The organism is Bradyrhizobium sp. McL0615, assembly GCF_049993905.1.
Taxonomy (GTDB): domain Bacteria; phylum Pseudomonadota; class Alphaproteobacteria; order Rhizobiales; family Xanthobacteraceae; genus Bradyrhizobium.
Window position 1 is genome coordinate 6,849,478 of sequence record NZ_CP188254.1, and the last position, 20,911, is coordinate 6,870,388.

Sequence of the window (20,911 nt, forward strand, 5' to 3'; positions counted from 1 at the left end):
ATTCGGTTGCGACCGGCAGCTCTAATCGGTTGCTGGCCTATTCGTTTGATGCGTCGGCTATCTCCTCGTGCAGCAGTTCGGACAATTCGTTCCGGCGGACGCAGCCCTCCGGCCGAAGGCCGATCAGCGCACGCAGATGAGCGATCCGATGGCGGCGCGGCAGCCGTTTCAGCCTGCCGGCCATGCAGGCGACAGCAGCGTTCTTCATGTCACCTCCACCACCCGCAGCGAAACGGTGCTCACCGTGCGCCCGTCGGGCACGACCGGTTCGCGGCTCAAGTGAAAATGAGGCGCGCAATAGCTCGAACCCGAGTGGCGCGGATGACCGCAGAAGGTGATGGCCTCGCCCTCTTCATCGCCGCCGTAGGGGTAGCGGCAATCGCTGCGCTCCAGCTCGGTCAGGGCGAGATGCCGCGGTTCGATTGCCACACAGCGCAGCTTGACCGGCTTGGCCTCTTTGAATACCGGCATCGGCCAGAGAAGTGCCGCCGCCCTAGAAGCACTGGGACAAGGCTCCGCGATATCGTGCAGATCAACGGGCTTGGTGGGCAGCGACGGTTTCTGGCGATCGTCCGCCTCCAGCCTCAGGCGCCGCGCGCGCCCGAGCGCGGCACTGCGCGTGTAGGACGTATTGAATCGAGAATTGATCGCGTGCGCGGCCTCTGAAAAGGACAGACCTTTGGCAATAAGTTCCCGCAGCGCGTCCGAGTGTTCGGGCGCCCAGTTCGACAGTTCCATTTTTGTTGTCCTTGCTCTTGTCAACGCCGCCCGACGCCGGCCGCCAATTTCTGATATTCCGAAATAAAAGTCAAGCTTGATTTCGGATAATCGGAACTGCTATCATTTCTGAAATTCGGAAAGGTCTAACGATGCTGGACATCAGGTTGATCGAACGGGGGCTGGAGAAGCCGGGCAAGACCAAAGGCGGATTGGCGACGGCGATGGGCGTCCGCCCCGGCGCGGTTTCCGAGATCCTGTCCGGTATACGCCTGATCAAGGCGTCTGAAATCGCGCCGATCATCGACTATCTCGAACTGAACTCGGTGCCGATCATGGGCCGTGTCGGCGCCGGCGCCTCGATCGAGCCGGAACACGAGCAGGTGCCGCCGGAAGGTCTCGGCGAGGTCGAACTGCCGTTCCCGATCGCCGAGGAGACCATCGCTTTCGAGGTATCCGGCGATTCCATGCTGCCTAAATACGAGAACGGTGATATTATCGTGGTCTATCGCGAACAGCGCCATCCGCTGTCGAGCTTCTACGGCGAGGAAGCCGCGGTCCGTCTGAAGACCGGCGAGCGTTATCTGAAAACGATCGAGCGGGGAAAATCTCCGACCGCGGTCAACCTCACGAGTTTCAATGCCAAGCCGATCACCGGCGTCAAGCTGGAATGGATCGGGGAGATCTGCGTCACTCTGCCCAGGGGCCAGATCGAGCGACTGCGTAACAAGGCGGCAGCCCGGGCACGCAAGGCGACAAGGACGACCGGCGGCCGCACGCCGGACAAATAGCAATCGTGGTTGTGATTTCCGAATCGACCGATTCGGTCGATGTCCGGGCCAGCCCCGCCGCCCTCACGACCTAATCTCTGTTTTTCCGAATTTTCACTTGACTTATTTCCGTTTTTCAGAAATACGGCCCTCGTTATTTCCGATGCGGGGGATGAGGTCAGATCGCCAGCATGCAGTATTTCGTCGTGATGATCGACTACGGCCGCCGCGGTCGCGAGGCTATCGTCGACCCGGAAATCACAAGGCGCGAAGTCATCTCCCGAATCGCGTCGGGTGAGTACAGCAATATCAGCTTATCCATGAAATCGCAGATTGCTCGGTCGAGGACATCACCGCCGAGATCCTCAGCGAGGCTGCCCTGCCCGACCTCGGCGCGACGGAGGCCGACTTGCAAGCCAGCCAGTTCGATCACATTCGCGATCTTCGCAAGCACGAGCGGGCGTGATCCCACCCGGTCGCACTAGTCCCTCAAAACATTGTGATTGTTGGGCGGGCTTTAATCGCCGAGAACTTGCTTAATTATTCTTCACGTAAAGTCTATTCCGGCTGAGCGGAGAGTCGCGCTAGATTCGCGATTCGATTCCTCCGACCTGCAAAGCTCTTAAACCACAATGTATCCGCCACTGAAGTCCGAGCTCGCCGCGCGCGACGGCGATCCCCGACTCTATCTCCTGCTTGGTATCGCGGCCTGGTTTCTCTTTCTGGACCACGTGCCGCATAATGCGGTCAGCCTGCTGACCATGCGCAATTTCGGATTCAGCGGCGCCGTCGACCTGTTCGTGTTCGTCGGCGGCTACACTGCCGCGATACTTTATGGAAGGATGATGCTCGAGCGCGGGTTCGTCGTGACGGCGACCCGTATCTTCAAGCGGCTGTGGCAGCTTTACGCCGCCTATATCGTCCTGTTCGTGATCTATATAAATCTGATCGGATATGTCGCGCGCCAGTCCGCCGCGCCCGCGCTTATCGGCGAATTCAACGTCACGGGAATTGTCGATCACACGGTCCGGACGCTGATTCACGGTCTGCTGCTTCGGGCCAAGCCGCTGAATCTCGATGTGTTGCAACTGTTCATCGTACTAATGGCAGTCTTCCCGCTCGTCCTGCTCGGCATGGTCCGCCGGCCGAATGTCACCGTGGTGGCGTCGATTGGTCTCTACTTCGCGGCCCGTCAGCTCGACTGGAACTTGTCTGCGTTTCCGGAGGGGCACTGGTACCTCAACCCGTTCTGCTGGCAACTGCTGTTCGTGCTCGGCGCCTGGCTTGCATTGAGCGGCAAGGCTCAGATCCGCGCCGTACACAAGCTTGAGGAATTCGCAATCCTGCGCGCTGCCGCGTGGCTGTACCTGCTCCTTGCCTTGGCGGTGACGGTTGCAGGGAAATTTCCGCAAGCCGCCATCGTGCCGGACCTCCTGCGCGATATCTTTGGGCCCAATGACAGGGAAAACCTCGCCCCTCACCGGGTGCTTCACTTTCTCGCGCTGGCTTTTCTGTTTACCTGGATGATGCCACGAGACTGGTCCGGTTTCCGATGGCAGGCGTTGCAGCCGGTGATTAAATGCGGCCAAGAATGGCTGGCGGTGTTCTGCGCCGGCGTATTTCTTTCGTTTGCCGGACACCTTGTCCTGATCACGGGCCCGGATTCGCTCGCCATGCAGGTTCTGGTCAGCTTTACCGGGATATTGATCATGACGGGCGTGGCCTATTACGTGTCGTGGTCCAAACAGCAGGATCACAAGCCGGCATTCCGGACCCCCGCGATGACGGGACTTCCGGAGGAAGGCCGGTTCGCCAAGTAATCGCGCCGATTTTCCTCTTACCCCGCGCCCCTCAATCCGCGAGCCCCTTGATAAGTCCGGCATCTATCAAAAGCCGGTTCAGGCGGCTGGCCTGCGTCCCATCTTCGCAGCTGTAGAATAGGCCGTCGCACCGTTGCAGGATCGCTTTCTGCTGCGCGAAGCTCGCACCGAGTGGAATTCCTGCCGCCTGCAGTACGACCAGGGGAAGGTACGGCGCATCAAGCCGGTCGAGCGCCGATGTGATATCGACCGGCGAAAAGTTTACCGCGTCGATCGCGTAGTATGTCGTCAGGTAACGCTGGTCCAACGCTTTTGCTCGTTTCGCAATTTCTTCCTCGCCGAGCGATGGATCGAGCAGGCGAGCTCCAAATTGAGGCTGATGATCGCCGTAGCGGATGATGAGGAAGGATTCCGTGGGAAATTCCTGAGCAAGCCTTTTCAGGAGTGCTTGATATTCCTGGGCGGATATCGCCTGACGCCGAATGTACTCTTCCACCTCAGGTGCGTTGCCAAGGTCGCGCCAATCGGGCGCTAGCTCGGACCGCAGCCGCTCGTCCCATGGAAAATGATTGGCTACCGTATACACATAGAGAAAGAGCGTTCCGTTGCCGCGTTCTCGCTTGATCAGATCGATCGCCCGGTCGTAGTAGAAACTGTCAGCCTCGAAGGCGCTGGTCCCCAGATCGTGCATATCCAGGTAGCGCGCGATACCGGTGGTCGTTTGAAATGCGCGCGACCCAAGGAAGGAGCCGTAGAACGGGTAGAGACTGAAGGTTTCATAACCGCATTGCTGCAAGATGCGCGGCAAGCCGCGATAGACGTGTCCGGCAGCGATTCGCGTCACAGATGTCGCAAACCGCCCGAACGATCGAACCGAAAGGCCTGTGAGCACATTATATTCGGTGAACCAGCTTGGTCCGCCGACGCCCTCCACGAGAAGCTTGCGCTCCCGGCCATCGAACGACTGAAAATGTCGATGATACCCCGCCGGGACATGGACCCCGGGCGCTATGCTGATGTCAAAGCTCGATTCATCGTGCAGCACAATGATATGTGGGAGCTTGCGTGTTGGATGGCAGACGGCGTCGGCAGCTTCGGCCACGGTCCCATGGGCGCTCTCAGCCGCCTCGAGATAGCCGCGAGAGGACAGTTCGTAAACTGCCTCGACCCCCGTCCGCGCAAATTTTGAGACGTAGCTTCGGCCTTCAAAATCCTCGTTGAGCCCGGTCGGCCAAAACAGCGACACGGCAACGACTGTCGCAGCCGATATCACGAAGCCAGCGAGGCTGGTCTGGAGACTCACGCGATATCGATCCAATCGCCAGGCGATGACGATCGCAACAGCCGTTGCCGCCACCGCCAACAAGATCCACCAGCGCAAGCCAGGAAATATCTCCAGCAGAAACGCAGTCGTGTCGCGATCAATGATCATCAAATCGACGAAGTCGATCGTCATCCAGAGCTTGTCGAACTTGAAGCGCGACAGCAGCGTCAGCACGATGAGAATTCCGAGAGAAACAAGCGCCGCCACGGTCGGCCTGCGCAGCAACGCCAACCACAGGCAGTTGAGCATGATCCATACGAGGAGGAATACCGCCGCACCCGCGAGGCGGACTTCGGTCATGAGCATGAGCACCATCACGCCGGCGTGCAGCAACAGCACCAGGCAAAGCGCGGCAATCCTTCCACGCCCGGCTCTCTTCTTGCCGACGTCGCCGGCTAGATCATCTAATGCACCTGTGCGCCTCAATTTGGTTCCGCGCACAATGCTGCGCTTGCCTGCAGTATCACCAACCATTGAACTTTCGTCGGAAAAGCGTCGTTCGAAATTTGCGAGACACGTCGTATCATATGCAACCTTTCGAACAGTTCGTTATTCCTGACCCGAGCCACTAATTTCAGTTCCCGGGCGGCAAATAGGCGATCGGAGGCTTGCATGCGCTTTCTCGCGGCAATTGGTGCGTTGGCAATCGTGGTCGGCATTGGCGCTGCGGCCTTCTTCTTCGGCGGCTACTACAGCGTGGCCGGGACGACCGAAGACCCAGCCGCCGTCACGTGGGCTCTGACGCGGGTAAGGACCGCGTCGATCAATCGCCACGCCAATGATAACCCGCCGGCTTCGTTTGGCGACGCCGCGATGGTGCAGGCCGGCGCCAAAGCTTATGCCAGTTTCGGCTGCGCGAACTGCCACGGCGCGCCAGGCGTCAAATGGCTGAAGTACTCGGAAGGGTTACATCCCGATCCGCCGGACCTGAAGGAGGTCGCCGGCGAGCTGACCCCTGCCCAACTGTTCTGGGTAATCAAGAACGGCATCAACATGACCGGCATGCCGAGCTTTGCGCAGGCTGGGGCCCAGGACGACGAGATCTGGTCAATTGCGGCATTTGTCAAGAAACTGCCGAGCGTTTCCGACGCCGACTACAAGACCTGGACCGCGTCGGCTGAACCAAAGCAATAGGCCGCTCTAGCGCAGCCGCTCACCTCCCTTGCTTCCACCGGAGATAACAATGACGCCACCGGCGATGGCAGCCAACACCGCCCAATAGCCGTAACGGAAGTCGGACGCCACGCCCAAGGCATAGAAGCTCAACACATAAATCGTCGCCGAACCGCAGACTGCCAGCGCAAACGCTGCTTCGCGGGGGCCGCTTCGCCTCCAGCTAAAGCAGCAGACGATGATACAAGCCAAAAGCCAAAAGCCCACGCGAAGAAAAGGCGTAGGCTTGAGCACGTCGTGGGCCGCGACCAGCGCGTTGAACGCAGTTCGATCGGCAAAGACATTCTTTGTCGGATGTTCAACATCGGCCGTCCACATCGTCAGATTATCGGCAGCGAGAAAATTCCACATGAAGGCCGAGCGGTGCTGCAAATAGGCAATCGGATGGCGGAGAATTGCTTCCAGCCAGGCCCGGGATATCGCCGGAGTACCGAACAAGCCTTTTTCACGTTCGACGTTGCGCATCACGAAATCACACGGCTCGAGCCGCCAATAAATGTCCCACTGCGTCGGCTGGTAACAGTTATTGAGCAGCATCGCTTTTTCCGGTTCGCTCCAGTCGATGGGAAACTGGTTTTCTTTCGAGAAGTGGCTGATGCCGCCGAGATCGAAGATCATGATCGTTTGCAGCGGATGCTGTCGTTTCGCATCCAAGATACCGTAGTAAACGAGCTGCACGATGCCAAAGAGACCAAACGCGGCCGGAATGTAGAGAATGGCCGCTTTGCGCAGGGAGAATTGCGACAGCCAGACAATGTAAGCAGCAAGTATCGGCGCAGCCAGCAAGGCGTTCGGCCTCAGCAGGACCCCGACTATAACCAACACGAGCGCCAGCACCTGCCCGGTCAACCTGGTCTGAGACGGACGATCAGACACCGCAAACGCCACAGTCGCGGCAAGCAACCAGAAAGTTGCAAACAAGACATCCCGCCAGATGATCCCGGCGAAGGCCAGTGCAGGCGGCGTCATTGCCAGCAGAGGCAACAGCAACGCGCTAGCCTTGCCGCGGGATGCGAGCGCAAGCGACAGGACGCCAAAGCCTAACCAGTAGGTTGTGGCAATCAGCAGGAACATGCTGCCAGCGCCGGGAGCAATCGGATCGATCAGGGCCCACAGCCAGACCATGACCGGCGACTGCCAATCGCCCATCGTGCCCTTGGCGATGTCCTCATAGACGAATTTGGCGTCGTAGGTCATGACGCCGGGATAGAAGATCAATAGCGTCAAGCCGAAACCCGCGGCGAGCAGTATGGCGACGGGGATCATCAGGAGTCGCGGCTGCATCAGCGGTCGATCACGCCGAGACAGCATAGATGTCTCCGGAATTGGCCGCCTGCGGCAGATCAATCAGCCAACGAGCGATGTCCTGTGCATCCATCCACTCCGCGATCAGCGTCTGGCTTTCTCCAAGGGCCGCGTTGAAGCGCCTGTAGCCCATCGCCGAACACCGCTCAATGCAGGCAAGCCCAACGTCGCGCTGGATGGTCGTGAACTCAAACGAAAGCGCGTGCACGGCCTGTGACAGGCCTGACAGCGCCTCTGCCTCAAAACCCTCCACATCAAGCTTGATGAATGCGGGAACACCGTGCTTGGCGACCAATGCATCCAGCGTCGTGACCACGACGTCGATGGTCTCGCTCCAGCGCTGGGTTTCCCAACCCGGCGCGCCATGTGCGGCTTGAACAAACGCCGGAGAGACCGACGACACCGTCGGGTTATCGACATTGATCAGCATGCGCGCCCCGCCCGGCTCACGCCCCACCGCCAGTGCCTCGATCGCAACAGATTTGCTGCGGCCATAAAGCAACCTGAGAGCCCTGACCATCGACGGCTGTGGCTCGACCGCGACGACGCGCGCGCCCAGCCGGTGGAACGAGGCGACGCGATCGCCGACATGTGCGCCGACGTCGAACACCAGATCGCCGGGCCGAACGAAGTTGCCATACAGCCGGTCCATCGCCGCAGCGCGCCGCTTGCCTCCGTAATAGATACGAAACGATCTGATGGTCGCGCGCGCAGTCCGGACAGCGCTGAGCATTGGCTAAACCGAGCTTGTCAGAGGCGGCTGGCTCTCTGACTTGATCGCGGGCAATGCCAATTCCAGAAGATCCTCCGGGGTTACCGTCTCCTCGGGAACCCGGCCGATGCCCATATGGGCTGCAAGGGCGCCGAGCGCTGGCCAGGCCGTTACCGTTGCAAAGAGAGCCGACAGGGCCGGCCCGCCGGCAAGCAGGAAAATGTACGGCAATGCCCACGGCTGGCTTGCCAGCACGAGGCCGAGCGAGGCGCATCCCACGAAGGTCTGCGGCCAGAGATCCCGCAGCGCCAAGGTCAGAGGCACCGCGTGATCGTCGCGGACCTGCCCCATCCAACCGATCTCGCGATTGAACAGCAGGCCCAAGAGAAAGATCGTATGACTGATCCAGAGGATCGGACACAGGATGATCGAGTACATGGTCTCGATGACGAAATTGACGGTAAACTGTCCCGCGCCACCGAATGCCAGGCGCTCCGCGGGCGAAAGCAGGACGTCGAGGGCGCCGGCGATCTTCGGCGAGAACCACATCACGAGCACCCACGTCAGCAACGCGCCGCCGGCATCGGCGCGCATGATCGTGGCGGGATCGTCGCACGTTACGAGCGCGATCGTGGCAAGGACGAGCAAGCCAATCCAGGCCGGCGAGCCAATGAACATCAGGATCGCGAGTACGAGCTGATAGCGGCTGACCGGCCTGAGGTTCGGCAGCAATAGAAATCGCCAGTACTGCATGTTGCCCTGACACCAGCGCAGATCGCGACGCATGAACTCCAGCAGCGTCGGGGGATTCTCCTCCCAGCCGAGATCTTCCCGCGGCACCACGCGCACATGATAGCCGGCAGAGCGCATCAGCGCCGCCTCGATCTGGTCGTGACTGAGGATATGCCGATCCTCCTCTCCGCCCTCTGACAACAATGGAAGCTGGCAGTGCTTTATGAACGGTTCAAGCCGCAAGACGGCGTTGTGTCCCCAATAAGGACCGCAATCGGACTGCCACCACGCACTTCCGATTGTGTAGGAGCGCATGCCGAGCCGCATGCCGAACTGGAAGATGCGGGCGAACAAGCTCGTTGACGGCAGCCCAACGACCAGGCCCTGCAGGATACCAAGCCTGGGATCGACCTGCATGATCCGCACGAGCCGGATAATCGCGCCCGCCGACATGAAGCTGTCAGCATCGAGCGTGACCGCGAACTCGTGGCGGCTTCCCCAGCGTTCGCAAAACTCGCGGATATTGCCTGCCTTGAAGCCGACATTCACAGTACGACGCCGGTAACTGATAGCGATCCGATCACGCCAACTTGCGGTCAATTCGGAAAAAAGTGCTTCCTCCCTGACCGCAAGATCGGCATCGCTGGTATCGCTGAGGAGGTAGAGGTGAAAGCGCTCACCGTAGCCGGAAGCGTGGATCCCTTCGAGCATCGGCTCCAGGTTACGGATAATACGGAGCGGCAGCTCATTGCGAACGCAAAGCAGCATTGCGGTCGATGCCGTCACGGGTTGGTCATCCCCGATCAGCCCGGCCGCGGGCAGTACCGCAGCCACCGGGTCGGCGGAAATGCGCATGATGATGAAGCCGATCACGGCATTCGAGAACCCCGCGACCATCCAGGGCAAGGTGACGGCGAACAGGAGAAGCACTGCAAAATCCAGAAATCCCAATCCGCCGGGCGCCAACGCCACTGCGGCGAGCCATAGCGATCCCGCCATGGTGACCGAAAACAGGACGGCAAAAATCGCTCGCCTGGCGAACATGCTCTTGTCGGCGGCTTCGGCTTGCGTCATGGCGGAGCGGGCTACTGGCGGCAGGAAAGGTTACGACTTCTCATTCGCCCGCAGGCGGTGCAGACTACCGCTTATAACACGTCAAACCGTCATGAATTCCAGTCCGAGATCGAAGAAAATGGCTGTCAGCGCGAGCGCCAATACCTCGGCTCTTTGGTATCGCGGACCCAAACAGGTCGAGCTCCGCCAGGAAGTCATACCACCGCCCGGCGCCGGCGAGGTACGCGTGAAGACCCTTTACAGCGCCATCAGCCGCGGCACTGAATCGCTCGTTTTTGACGGGCGCGTACCTGTGGGCGAATTCCACAGGATGCGCGCGCCGTTCATGGCGGGCGATTTTCCATTTCCGGTCAAATACGGCTATGCCGCGGTAGGACAGATCGAGAACGGCAGCAATTCCTTACGAGGCAAGACCGTCTTTGCGCTCTACCCCCACCAGACCGCGTTCAACATCCCTGCGGGCGCTGCGGTAACGCTTCCGGAGGATGTGCCACCACTCCGCGCGGTGCTGGCGGCCAACATGGAAACCGCGCTTAACGGCGTGTGGGATGCCGCACCGGGACCGGCCGACCGCATCGCCGTTGTCGGGGCCGGCGTGGTCGGTTCCCTTGTCGCCTATCTTTGCGGGCGGATCGCCGGTACGGACGTCACGCTTGTCGACATCAACTCCAGCCGAGCGGAATTAGCAGGGCAGCTCGGGGTTGGTTTCGCAGAGGCCGGAAACGCAAAAGCCGATTGCGATCTCGTCGTTCACGCCAGCGGATCGCCCGACGGACTGCGGACGGCGCTCGAACTGGCCGGAGACGAAGCGACTGTGCTCGAAATGAGCTGGTATGGTGACGCAGCAGTGACCGCCATGCTTGGAGGTCCGTTCCACAGCCGCCGGCTTCGCCTTGTATCGAGCCAGGTCGGACACATTGCGCCGTCGCATCGTCCGCGCTGGACGCACGGCCGCCGCCTCGCGGCCGCAATCGCGCTGCTCAACGATCCAAGGCTCGATGCATTGCTGGCGCCGGCCGTTGCGTTCGGCGATTTGCCGGAGCGATTGCCGGGAATTCTCGATGCCGGAAGCGGGATACTCTGCCAACCCATCATCTACTCGTAAGGAGCTGCCTTGTTCACCGTCGAAGTTCGTGACCACATCATGATCGCTCATTCCTTCAGTGGCGCGGTTTTTGGACCAGCGCAGAGGTTGCACGGCGCTACATTCGTGGTAGACGCCGCCTTTATCGCCGAGACCCTCGACGACAATGCAATCGTGATTGATATCGGCCGCGCCCATGATGCGCTTAAGACAGTTCTCGCGCCGCTGAACTACCAAAATCTCGACGAAGTACCCGAGTTCAAGGGCAGCAACACGACGACGGAATTTCTGTCCAAATATATCTTCGACGGCCTGGCAAAGCCGGCCCGCGCCGGTGAACTCGGCCGTCCCGGCCGGGAGCTCAAGGCCCTGCGCATTACGATCTCCGAGTCGCATCTGGCGCGCGCGCAATACGAAGCGCCGTTGTGGTGAAGCGCGTCGTCTTCGCGGTGCCAGGCAGTCTCGATACGCCGACTGGTGGCTACGCTTATGACCGGCGGATCATGGCCGAACTCCGGCAGTTGGGCTGGGACGTCGAGTGTCTCGACATTGGCGATGGATTTCCTTTGCCGGATGAGGCGACCCGTTCTGCCGCGCGATCCCTTCTGTTGGAGGTACCGGACGGTTTACCGATCGTGGTGGACGGCCTGGCATTGGGGGTGCTGCCAGACGTTGCAGCGGAAGTTGCAAGCCGTCATCCGTTGCTTGGGCTGGTTCATCATCCCCTTGCACTGGAATGGGGGCTGTCTGCCGAACGAACCGATGCCTTGCATCGCAGTGAGCAGGCTGCTCTCGCGTTAGTGCGCGAAGTCGTGGTGACGAGCCCTACAACCGCAAAACTCGTAGCTTCCGATTATGGCGTATCGGCCGACCACATTACTGTGGCAAGGCCCGGCAGCGATCCTGCGCCAAGGTCTCGGGGAAGCCGAAGCGAAGTGCCGCATTTGCTCTCCGTTGGCACTGTTGTGCCCCGGAAAGGATTTGACGTACTCGTTGCCGCGCTGGCCACATTGGCGGCGCTCCCGTGGCAGCTGACGATTGCCGGGGATCTCACGCGCGATCCGAATGAGGCGGCAAAGCTTGATGCCAGCATTTCTCAACACAAGCTTGCCGGCCGCGTCGCGACGCCTGGCGCCGTTTCTTCCGAACGTCTTGCCGTACTTTACGACAGCGCCGATCTGTTCGTTCTCGCCTCCCGCTACGAGGGATATGGAATGGCCTACGCCGAGGCATTGTCGCACGGTCTGCCTGTGATCGGGACGACAGCGGGAGCCATCCCGGATACTGTTCCGCAAGAAGCGGGTTTGCTGGTCGCCCCCGGCGACGTGGCTGAGCTGGCCGAGGCCCTGCGTCGGGTGATCGCCGACGCTGAACTCCGTCGTCGCCTCTCGGAGGGGGCGTTGGCATCGGCGCGAACATTGCCGACGTGGCAGCAATCCGGCGCGATCTTCGCCGCCGCGCTGGAGAAGCTCGCATGAGCGGTTTCTCCGCCGAATGGCTGGCCTTGCGGGAAGGCCATGACTTGGGCGCGCGCAATCCGATCGTGCTCGACGCGGTGGCCGGTCTATTCAAGTCGCACAACGCAATAAATGTCGTCGATCTCGCTTGCGGCGCTGGCTCCACCGTCCGCGCGCTCAGTTCACACCTGCCGGCACGACAGCGCTGGGATCTCGTGGACAACGATCAACGCCTGCTGACTTTGGCGTGTGGCGGAAAATCTACCGGCGATGTCAGGCTGAATGCCGTTCCACTCGATCTCAGCGGCAATTTCGAGAGGGTGCTCGACGACACAAAAGACGTGATCACAATGTCGGCCCTGCTCGACCTCGTCTCCGAAAACTGGCTGGATCGCCTTACCCGCCATGCCGCCTCGCAGGCGCTGCCGGTCTATGCAGCACTGACCTATGATGGCCGCATCGACATTTCCCCATCCGATCCGCTCGATGAGGCCATCACGTCGGCGGTCAATGCCCATCAGCTCACCGACAAGGGCTTTGGGCCGGCGCTAGGCCCATCGGCCGCCGTTGCGGCCATTTCCAGGTTTGAGGCGCTCGGATATTCGGTAGTTCAGGGTAACTCCGATTGGGTGATCGGAGCTGCTGACCAGGAGATCCAGCTCGAATTGCTAGCCGGATGGGCTACTGTCGCGAGTGAAATCGAAACGGTACCGCGCCGCGATATCGACCATTGGCTGTCAAGACGGAAGAACGAGGTCGGCGCACGCGCTTCAACGATGCGCGTGGGTCATGTCGATTTTTTTGCAACGCCGATGGCGACCCGCTGATCAGACAGGTCGCAGTCGAACAGCACATCGTCCTCGATCTTGTGCACGCGGACCTTCATCCGGTGGGCCTGGTCGGCTCGTTCGAGCGGCGGCAATTCGATCCCTGGCCCGCCTGCACCCAACATGACGGGCGCCACGTTGACATGCAACCGATCGAGACATCGCGCCGCGATAAAACGCGACACGGTGTCAGCACCGCCCTCAATTAACATTCGGCGCATCCCTGCACCGGCCAGCGATGCGACGATGGCGGACGGAGCAATGTTTCCGTCCTCCGCAGGCAGGGTGATGACTTCAACGCCGGGGGGTGGTGCGGCCCTCGAACCGTCTGTCGTAATCAACAGCCGGCGAACGCCGTCGTCGGCAAACAGCTTCGCATTCGCTCCCAGGCGTCCGCCCGGATCAATCACGGCACGCGCGGGCTGGGGACCAGCGACCTGTCTCACCGTCAGTTGCGGGTTGTCAGCCAGCGCCGTTCCTACTCCGACCACGACAACATCCACCAGCGCGCGTAGCCGGTGCAGATGTTCGATACCTGCCGGACAATTGATGTATTTGGAGTGGCCAGTCGCCGTCGCGACGCGACCATCGAGCGATTGGCCGACCTGCCCAACAATCACGAGATCGTCCACCGCCCCGGAGCACAACGGGCCAAATAGATCCGCCCAGGCTTGCGGCAGGGGGTGTTGTCCTCTACGAAAACACGCAACAAAGCTCTCCCAGTCATCGGGAGACGCAAATTTGCGATTGGGGAAATTGCTAAGCTGCACGGCAGAATTCGGTTCTCGCGAGTTATCAATGATACTATCGGCCACTCGTTCCTAAAAATCCATCTGATTTCTGGCGGAATGATTCAGGACTTTCGGTGTTCCACGAACGCGCCCAGTAAAAGAAAGTCCTGCACATGAACGCCGCCCACTCTCCTGCAATCTCCGCCCTGTTTGGCGACGAAGAACACCTCAGCGTTAGCCGCGCTTTGGGCGAACTGCAAGCGCGAAGGCCGATTCGTGTTAACGCCGCTGGCGAAGTATTGTTCGCTTTGCCGGTGGAGAGCCTTGACGACCAGCGGCTGCACGAATTTGTGGAGCTGTGCGGCCCGAATGCGCCGAAGCTGATAGTGACACAACAGCGAGCGCGCGCCATCGGAATAGATGCGTCAACGCCAGTGGCATTGTCGCTTTCCCGAGACGCCCGCACGAGCGATATCCTCGCCCTCGCTGCCGATGCCGAACACAATGATCGTTTTTCGCCAAAGGCCGAGGCTGCCGGTCGTGCCGCCAGGGCGGCGATCCGGCTCATCAAGCTCAGCCGCGGCCTGCCGGCGGTTATTGCGGTAAACCTGGCGAACATCCACCGCGAGCTGATGCGTTCGATCGTTGCCGTTGAGGCGGACGCGGTCGAGCGCTTTGCCGCAAGTGCGCCGAACGCGTTGGCCATCGCAAGCGAAGCCTCAATTCCGCTCGCCTCGGGCACAGCGGCCCGCTTTGTTGTGTTTCGTGACGCTCTCGGCGTCGATCAGGTCGCCATCATCATCGGCAACCCAAATTTTGGCAAGCCGATCCCGGTTCGGCTTCATTCGGCATGCCTGACAGGCGACGTGTTTAGCTCGCGACGATGCGACTGCGGTGACCAGCTGCAGCTCGCGCTCACGCGCCTTGAAAGCCTCGGTGGTGGCATTGTTCTGTACCTGGCCCAAGAAGGTCGCGGCATTGGTCTTGCGAACAAGATGCGAGCCTATCGATTGCAGGACGCCGGGCTCGACACGCGCGACGCCAACACGATGCTGGGTTTCGAGGACGATGAGCGCGACTATGGAACCGCGGCGATGATGCTGCGATCCCTGAACTGCAAGCGAATCGTGCTGCTCACCAATAATCCAGCCAAGCTGGACGGTCTCATGAAGGCGGGTATCGAAATCGCCGCCCGCGTTCCGCTCGAGGCGCCGATCAATTCCCACAACAGGCGTTACCTGACGACCAAAGCAGTACGCTCCGGGCACAAATTCGTTACACTGAAGGCTTCCGCCAGCGAAAAGTCCTGAACCCAATGACGATTTTCATATTGCGCCCTATCCCGCCTGGCGTGGACAGTCATTGAGATGTTCGGCCGGGCACCTCGCCTCGATGATCGTTCGTTCCGGCTTCTGATCGTTGGCACTGGCCTATGTTGGTCCATCGCATTCCCCGTCATCGCACTTTTCTATCAGCTCGAGCTCTATGGCGACGGCGCGATGTTTTCCTACGCTGTCGCAGTCCGGGACGTTTGGGCCTTCCATTGGCATAACATCTCCGGCCGAACCTCCGTCTTCCTGCTGACCCTGTTGCCCGCCGAAGCGCTCGTTCGAATCACGAACAGTCCCTCGGCTGGAATCATCGCCTATGGGGTGCTCTTCTATATTTCTCCTTTGATGGGGTTGGCCGTGACCTACGTGGCCGACCGCTCACCCGGCCGCATTATCTTTGTCTATGCGTGCGGATCGACAGCCCTGCTCTGCCCGTTGATCTTCGGCTTTCCCACGGAGATGTGGCTCGCCCACGCGATGTTCTGGCCCACGTTGGCGCTGAGCCACTATGCGAAAACAACGCATACCGGAGCCTTGCTGGTGTTGACCGCATGGCTCCTGCTGGCCTTCACGCACGAAGCAGCGCTGGTGCTGCTCTTGGCCATCGCGGTAACGCTGGCGCCGCGCGGCGTGTGGAGCGCTACTTTCGTACGCGCAACAATCAGCCTTTTGATTGTTGCGATACTAGCCGCGGCAGCGAAGATCATCCTGCCACCTGACGACTATTACGCAGGCGCATTTTTGCGGGCTGCACTGGGCTTCTTCGATCTCGAAATCTTCAGAGTGGAGGTCGTCCTGGTATTGCTGGGGGCGATCATCGCCTACGGCGCAATCCTGATGCTGTTGTCGATATGGCTCCCGAGGTGGGCATGCATCTGGGCTCTGGTGATTTCGCTCGGATTGCTCTTCACCCACTGGCTTTATCTCGATCATTCCGTCCATGCGAGCAGCCGCTACTATTTGCGGACCGCGCTGGTCGTCGTCACGCCCCTGCTTGGCGCGTTGGCGGCCTTGGCCGCGCTGACCAGGGAAGGTATCGTCCCCAATCGACTAGCGCGGCTGCGGCAAACCCTGATCTTGCCCCGTGGCAGGACGCTGTGCGCCCTCGCCTCGATCTTTCTCGTCGTAACCTTGATTCACGCAATGGAAACCGGGAAATTCGTCGCGTCGTGGGTCGACTACCGTGACGCAATTGCGATGCTGGCGATGAGCAACAATTCCGACCCTGCACTCGGTGATCCGCGTTTCGTCTCGGCCGAGCGAATTTCGCCAGCTCTCGCTCCCCTATCGTGGTTTTCGACTATCCCTTATTTGTCAATCATTCTCTCGAATTTCTCGCCGAATAGGCTAATCATTGATCCCGCTGGAAATTACTTCTGGTTATCCTGCGGAACGGCAACAAGGAACAAGGATGCGCAGCTTGTCGTTCCGGTGCAGACCCGTGAGTTGGTCCGGGTTTATTCGTGCCTGCATCGATAAGTCACGGACGATATCCCATGACAGCGCCAAGATCCCCAACGACCTAATTGAGAAATAGCCTTGAAACTAATCATCTTTGATTTCGACGGCACATTGGTCGACAGCCGCGCGCTGATTCTGGAGAGCCACCGAATCGTATTTGCCGAATTTCAGTTGCCTGTCCCGTCGCCCGCCGACAGTCTTGCGCTGGTTGGGAAGTCACTCGATGTCATTCTGACCGAACTGGCCGGCCCGACAGCCCCTATACGTGAGATGGTCAGGGCCTACGATCTCCTGCTCCCGCAACTGAGAGCGGATTCCGCCTTTGCCGAACGGCCGTTCGACGGAGTCGGCGACCTTCTGTATGAGCTAAGTTCTACTTCGGATACCGTTCTGGGCATAGCGACGGGGCATAGATCTGATACCGTCGCTCCCGCACTGGAAGCGCTGCGATGGAACGGCTTTTTTCGGACCATTCAGGCCGCCGACATGGCGCCCTCCAAACCCCATCCCTGCATGCTCCTTCAAGCACTCGCGGCAACCGGTGCGACGCCCGAGAATGCGGTCTTCATTGGTGACACTATCTTTGACATGGAGATGGCGCAGGCAGCCCGGTTGCGGTCGATCGGTGTCGGCTGGGGATATCATCAGGCGGACCGATTGGCGGCGGCTGGGGCACATCGCGTTGCCAAGACCCTCGACGAGCTAAGAAACTGCATTCGATCTGTCATGAGCGAGTGAGCTGCCGTCCAGGATCCTTGGAAATACGCCGTGTCGTATCATTTCTGTCGTAATCGGTGCCTGCGGATCGGAATCAGATCCTCAGGAGGAGGAAGTCGACCCGAGGAGGTAATCCAGTCGATCAAGCGCAGCGCAATTTCGTCTTGCTCTGCCTTGCGCAGCAGCGCATTCCGTTCGTCGCCGGCCGGAAGCCCCTCGGCCTTCTCGCGAAGTCCTTTGATGTGATCGCTCAGGCGATCAACGTGAGAGGCCTTGTTCAAGATCGAATACTTCGGATTGACTGCCATCCCTAGGGTACGGGGCAGATCTCCGGAAGGTTTCGAACCGTTGAGAGATTATCTGCCCACGCGGCTGACTTTCAGCCCGGGGGCTCGCAGGCGGCGTCGCCAAGCTGCCGTTCGACCCCGTGAACGACGTTGCGCCCGTTGGTCAACGCCCTGCAAACGGCAGTCAAGGACCCGCCCGTGGTCAACCGCTTCGCTGAACTCAGCGTGGCGCTCCCAAGCCGGAGCGGCATTGTGCAATCTCCTGGAACATCGTGCATTCGGCACTCCCCAGAGAATGCCCCTTTCAACCGCACCTCACTGTCGCCCATCATGGCGGCATCAAGCCTTCCCTCGGCCGATGCCGCCACGGCGCAGCTAAAGATACGATAGAACTGCGCCCCGTCGTAGGCGACCAGCAGCAGATCGACGCCGGCATTGAGCGCCTCGACCACTGCCGTACAGACGTTGCGTTGATAGATCGCCCCCATCACGAGGTCATCGGTCATGACGACGCCTTGATAATTCCATTTCTTGCGAACGATGCCATCGACGACCCGTTTGGAATGCGATGCCGGACGGTCCGGATCGACTGATGTCAGCGTCACATGCCCGATCATCAGTTGCGCTTTCGAACCCGCCAGCACCTTCCTGAAAGGAATCCAGTCCGACGCCTCGAGCTCGTCCAGAGGCGTATCGAGATCGGCGCTGAAATGATGGGTATCGGTTCGTACGCGTCCGAGACCCGGAAAATGTTTGACGGTCGCGCCGACCCCCAACGCTTCGAGCCCGTTGACGTAGGCCCGCGCGATATCGGCGACGACAGCCGGATCATCGGAAATCGCGCGGTAGCGAATCAGCGTGTTGAAATCGAGCCGGTTGCGCTTCATCTCGGGGCGCAGATCCAGCACCGGCGCAAGGTTCTGGTTGACGCCGAGCGCCGCCAACTCCTGCCCGTGCGTGCGTCCGAACGCCTCCGCCTTCTCGGCACGGACGTCCGGCGCAAGGCCTGCAAGGGTCGATAGCGCCGGCAACTTGGTCAAGGGCGGCGCCAGATGCGATACGATGCCGCCTTCCTGGTCGGCGGCGACGATCAGGGGTGGCAGGCCAGCCGCACGCCGCTTTTCCTGCAGCGCTGCGATCTCTTCTTTCAGACGCGCCGACGACGATCCTGCGACATTGTGCCTGGTGATATAGACGCCGGAGATCAGGCCCTTTTCGGCCAGAACAGCCACCTCTGGGAATGACGAGTATCCCACGACAAAGTGGCGCCCAAGGCTTCGCGCCACGCCAGCCTCGGCCTGCAAGACGTTCCGCTTGCGCCATTCAAACGAAGCATGCGCGCCGAGCATCGACAGCGATGGCAGGCACCACAGCAGAATGAGCGCTCTTGCCGCGACACCTCTCCTCCAATAGCCGCGGCGGACGAGAACCACGACGGCGATAATGCTCGCTGCTGCCAGAACAATGTTTCCCGGTCCCCGCAGCGAAACCAGATAGGGGTCGTTCTTGTTGACTGCTGCGAAAACGAAGATAGCTCCGGCGACCCAGATCATGACGAGGCGAATAGTTTTGAAAATTTGCATGAAAACGGATGGGGGCTTGCGCGAGGAGATCGAACGAGACAATGGCCCGTATCAAACTTGTCTCGCCGACGCGAGCGCATAACCGCGCGTGCACGGAAACTGCATAAAAATCCTGAACTCTTGCAGACGGCGCTCCAAGCAACTGCACAACAGCGTCGGATAGTTCGCCCTGCAAACCGGGGCGATCATCGAATGCCTGCTCCCACAAGACTAGCCAACGACGGGTGGTGGCTGTGCGAGCGGCCCGCAACGGCGCTGGTTTGCAATTTTCCTCTCCCGAAAGGCAGCATACGAATGGCCGATGTCACCGCGCCGGCATCCAATGCAGGCTTCGTTCACGACGGCACTTTTCCCGTCAAAGCTGCGATCGTTGTCGCGCTGGCTGCAATGGCCGACTGGCTGTTCTACGGGCACGGCATCGGAATATCGGCGGCCATCTTTGCGGTCGCCGTGGCCTGCGGCTCGCTGCTCGCCAACCTCGCAATTTTGAACCGAAGGCAGGTGCCGTCGGCACGCGCTCTCCTGCTGGCCGCCCTTGTCCCCGCCATTGAGGAATTCAACGTCGCGTCTCTGACCTTCATGGTGCTGGCGCTCGGCGCAGGCCTGCTGTTGTCCACCAATCATGATCGGCACCGTCTCAGCGAGCGAGCCGCGGCGTTATGCGATCTTTATCTGGTCGGCCCGTTCAGATTTTTCCGCGATGCTATCGCTGCGTTCAACCTGCCGGCACTGAAAACGGGATTTGCCGTCTGGTTCATTCCCATCGTTCTCGGCGGCATCTTCGTGTTTCTGCTGGTATCGGCCAATCCACTGCTCGAGAAGTGGATCGGCCTGCTGAACCTCCGCAACACAGCTTCTTACCTGAACCTCGAACGCATATTGTTTTGGGCTGTGGCGCTGTCGATCGTATGGCCCTTCATCCATGTCCGGTGGGGCGGCAAGCGGGAGATGCCGGCAGGTTTGGCCGAAGCGGCCGCACTGGCGCAGGCAATACCGTCGGGTCAAAACGACTTCTTCGGTGTTGCAACGATCCTGCGCTCGCTGATCCTGTTCAATTTGCTGTTTTCCGTTCAAACCGTTCTTGATGCGGCCTACCTCTGGGGCAACGCGACGTTGCCCGCCGATATCAGCTACGCCTCATATGCGCACCGCGGCGCCTATCCCCTCATTGTCACGGCGCTATTGGCGGCGGGTTTCGTTCTCGCCGCCATGAGGCCCGGCGGCCCGGCCGAGCAATCGAGGGTGATCCGGCCACTGGTCTACCTATGGGTGGCGCAAAATGTCCTGCTGGTGCTCTCATCGATCCTGCGCCTCGATCTCTATGTTCAAATCTACCTGCTGACCTGGTGGCGCGTCGCGGCTTTCATCTGGATGGCACTGGTCGCGCTGGGACTCGTGCTCATCGTTGCCCGCATCGCTCTCAACCGCTCGAACGACTGGCTGATCCGCGCCAACCTCACTGCCCTGACGGCAACGCTCTACGTCTGCTCGCTGGTCAATTTCGCCGCCGTCATCGCTGACTACAATGTCAACCACAGCCGCGAAGCCGCCGGCAAGGGCGGGTGGATCGACATGAACTATCTGTTTTCCCTCGGACCGCCGGCATTGCCGGCCATCGACCGGGCCATCGCCCTTCGCGGGTTCGATCCCGCCCTTGTTTCCCGCCGTGGTAGCCTTGTAGAACAGCAACGAAGAGAGGTGGTATCCTGGCGTAGCTGGGGCTTTCGGAGTTGGCGGCTGCAGCGCACCCTGGACGCCCAACAGAAGAGTTTGACTGCAGACTAGTACGACTTCCCGGAGAGACCC

20 protein-coding genes and 1 pseudogene are annotated in these 20,911 nt (G+C 60.3%); 12 read left to right on the forward strand and 9 right to left on the reverse strand.

The window, feature by feature from the left end; genetic code table 11:
• Positions 1 to 37 precede the first annotated feature (37 nt).
• Both ACPPVP_RS33130 and ACPPVP_RS33135 read right to left on the reverse strand, forming a co-directional pair.
• Entirely contained in the window at positions 38 to 208 is a 171-nt protein-coding gene (locus ACPPVP_RS33130; protein WP_426527788.1) for a hypothetical protein, read from the reverse strand.
• Positions 205 to 738 carry a GcrA family cell cycle regulator gene (locus tag ACPPVP_RS33135; RefSeq protein ID WP_426527789.1) on the reverse strand — a complete coding sequence of 178 codons (534 nt, stop codon included), beginning with the start codon at positions 736 to 738 and terminating at the stop codon, positions 205 to 207. Before ACPPVP_RS33135 ends, ACPPVP_RS33130 begins: the two co-directional genes overlap by 4 nt.
• Positions 739 to 869: 131 nt before the next feature.
• Between ACPPVP_RS33135 and ACPPVP_RS33140 the strand changes: the two genes are divergently transcribed.
• The 3 genes and pseudogenes from ACPPVP_RS33140 to ACPPVP_RS33150 all read left to right on the forward strand — a co-directional run bounded on the left by ACPPVP_RS33140 (position 870) and on the right by ACPPVP_RS33150 (position 3,307).
• On the forward strand, positions 870 to 1,508 hold the full coding sequence (locus ACPPVP_RS33140; RefSeq protein ID WP_426527790.1) for a S24 family peptidase: 639 nt from the start codon (positions 870 to 872) through the stop codon (positions 1,506 to 1,508).
• A 170-nt stretch (positions 1,509 to 1,678) separates the two neighbouring features.
• A pseudogene (locus tag ACPPVP_RS33145) lies at positions 1,679 to 1,953 on the forward strand (hypothetical protein).
• 166 nt (positions 1,954 to 2,119) lie between these two features.
• Positions 2,120 to 3,307 (forward strand): OpgC domain-containing protein, encoded by a 1,188-nt coding sequence (locus ACPPVP_RS33150; RefSeq protein ID WP_426527791.1) that lies wholly within the window; start codon positions 2,120 to 2,122, stop codon positions 3,305 to 3,307.
• A 31-nt stretch (positions 3,308 to 3,338) separates the two neighbouring features.
• On the opposite strand, the gene ACPPVP_RS33155 is transcribed toward ACPPVP_RS33150, so the two are convergent.
• A complete protein-coding gene (locus ACPPVP_RS33155; protein ID WP_426527792.1) occupies positions 3,339 to 5,105 on the reverse strand; it encodes a sulfatase-like hydrolase/transferase in 1,767 nt (588 codons plus the stop codon).
• 138 nt (positions 5,106 to 5,243) lie between these two features.
• On the opposite strand from ACPPVP_RS33155, the gene ACPPVP_RS33160 reads away from it, so the two are divergent.
• Entirely contained in the window at positions 5,244 to 5,765 is a 522-nt protein-coding gene (locus tag ACPPVP_RS33160; RefSeq protein WP_426527793.1) for a c-type cytochrome, read from the forward strand.
• 6 nt (positions 5,766 to 5,771) lie between these two features.
• Here ACPPVP_RS33160 and ACPPVP_RS33165 read toward each other — a convergent pair whose 3' ends face one another.
• The 3 genes from ACPPVP_RS33165 to mdoH are packed head-to-tail and all read right to left on the reverse strand — an operon-like array spanning position 5,772 to position 9,627.
• Positions 5,772 to 7,115, reverse strand: coding sequence for a hypothetical protein (locus tag ACPPVP_RS33165; protein ID WP_426527794.1), 1,344 nt, complete (start codon positions 7,113 to 7,115; stop codon positions 5,772 to 5,774).
• The gene (locus ACPPVP_RS33170) at positions 7,099 to 7,842 is read right to left on the reverse strand and encodes an FkbM family methyltransferase (protein WP_426527795.1); all 744 of its coding nucleotides are present in this window, start codon (positions 7,840 to 7,842) and stop codon (positions 7,099 to 7,101) included. The genes ACPPVP_RS33165 and ACPPVP_RS33170 overlap by 17 nt, the downstream gene beginning before the upstream one ends.
• 3 nt (positions 7,843 to 7,845) lie before the next feature.
• Positions 7,846 to 9,627 (reverse strand): glucans biosynthesis glucosyltransferase MdoH, encoded by a 1,782-nt coding sequence (gene mdoH, locus ACPPVP_RS33175; RefSeq protein WP_426527796.1) that lies wholly within the window; start codon positions 9,625 to 9,627, stop codon positions 7,846 to 7,848.
• Positions 9,628 to 9,745: 118 nt separating this feature from the next.
• On the opposite strand from mdoH, the gene ACPPVP_RS33180 reads away from it, so the two are divergent.
• From ACPPVP_RS33180 to ACPPVP_RS33195, 4 genes are read left to right on the forward strand one after another with little or no spacing between them, the layout of a single operon-like run.
• Positions 9,746 to 10,732 carry a zinc-dependent alcohol dehydrogenase gene (locus ACPPVP_RS33180; RefSeq protein WP_426527797.1) on the forward strand — a complete coding sequence of 329 codons (987 nt, stop codon included), beginning with the start codon at positions 9,746 to 9,748 and terminating at the stop codon, positions 10,730 to 10,732.
• A 9-nt stretch (positions 10,733 to 10,741) separates the two neighbouring features.
• On the forward strand, positions 10,742 to 11,143 hold the full coding sequence (locus ACPPVP_RS33185; protein WP_426527798.1) for a 6-pyruvoyl trahydropterin synthase family protein: 402 nt from the start codon (positions 10,742 to 10,744) through the stop codon (positions 11,141 to 11,143).
• On the forward strand, positions 11,140 to 12,189 hold the full coding sequence (locus ACPPVP_RS33190; RefSeq protein WP_426527799.1) for a glycosyltransferase family 4 protein: 1,050 nt from the start codon (positions 11,140 to 11,142) through the stop codon (positions 12,187 to 12,189). The genes ACPPVP_RS33185 and ACPPVP_RS33190 overlap by 4 nt, the downstream gene beginning before the upstream one ends.
• Complete coding sequence (locus ACPPVP_RS33195; protein WP_426527800.1) at positions 12,186 to 12,995, forward strand: SAM-dependent methyltransferase; 810 nt, start codon at positions 12,186 to 12,188, stop codon at positions 12,993 to 12,995. Before ACPPVP_RS33190 ends, ACPPVP_RS33195 begins: the two co-directional genes overlap by 4 nt.
• Here the strand turns inward: ACPPVP_RS33195 and ACPPVP_RS33200 are convergent.
• A complete protein-coding gene (locus tag ACPPVP_RS33200) occupies positions 12,956 to 13,810 on the reverse strand; it encodes a RibD family protein (protein WP_426527801.1) in 855 nt (284 codons plus the stop codon). The genes ACPPVP_RS33195 and ACPPVP_RS33200 overlap by 40 nt on opposite strands.
• Positions 13,811 to 13,899: 89 nt before the next feature.
• Between ACPPVP_RS33200 and ACPPVP_RS33205 the strand changes: the two genes are divergently transcribed.
• From ACPPVP_RS33205 to ACPPVP_RS33215, 3 genes are read left to right on the forward strand one after another with little or no spacing between them, the layout of a single operon-like run.
• Entirely contained in the window at positions 13,900 to 15,036 is a 1,137-nt protein-coding gene (locus tag ACPPVP_RS33205; protein WP_426527802.1) for a GTP cyclohydrolase II, read from the forward strand.
• Between the two features lie 57 nt (positions 15,037 to 15,093).
• Positions 15,094 to 16,536 (forward strand): hypothetical protein, encoded by a 1,443-nt coding sequence (locus ACPPVP_RS33210; protein ID WP_426527803.1) that lies wholly within the window; start codon positions 15,094 to 15,096, stop codon positions 16,534 to 16,536.
• Between the two features lie 60 nt (positions 16,537 to 16,596).
• Positions 16,597 to 17,256, forward strand: coding sequence for an HAD family hydrolase (locus tag ACPPVP_RS33215; protein ID WP_426527804.1), 660 nt, complete (start codon positions 16,597 to 16,599; stop codon positions 17,254 to 17,256).
• Positions 17,257 to 17,294: 38 nt separating this feature from the next.
• Here ACPPVP_RS33215 and ACPPVP_RS33220 read toward each other — a convergent pair whose 3' ends face one another.
• Positions 17,295 to 17,516 (reverse strand): hypothetical protein, encoded by a 222-nt coding sequence (locus tag ACPPVP_RS33220; protein WP_426527805.1) that lies wholly within the window; start codon positions 17,514 to 17,516, stop codon positions 17,295 to 17,297.
• Between the two features lie 98 nt (positions 17,517 to 17,614).
• The gene (locus ACPPVP_RS33225) at positions 17,615 to 18,808 is read right to left on the reverse strand and encodes a glycoside hydrolase family 3 N-terminal domain-containing protein (protein WP_426527806.1); all 1,194 of its coding nucleotides are present in this window, start codon (positions 18,806 to 18,808) and stop codon (positions 17,615 to 17,617) included.
• On the opposite strand from ACPPVP_RS33225, the gene ACPPVP_RS33230 reads away from it, so the two are divergent.
• Complete coding sequence (locus ACPPVP_RS33230; RefSeq protein ID WP_426527807.1) at positions 18,785 to 20,890, forward strand: DUF4173 domain-containing protein; 2,106 nt, start codon at positions 18,785 to 18,787, stop codon at positions 20,888 to 20,890. The two genes, ACPPVP_RS33225 and ACPPVP_RS33230, sit on opposite strands and share 24 nt — an antisense overlap.
• Positions 20,891 to 20,911 lie beyond the last annotated feature (21 nt).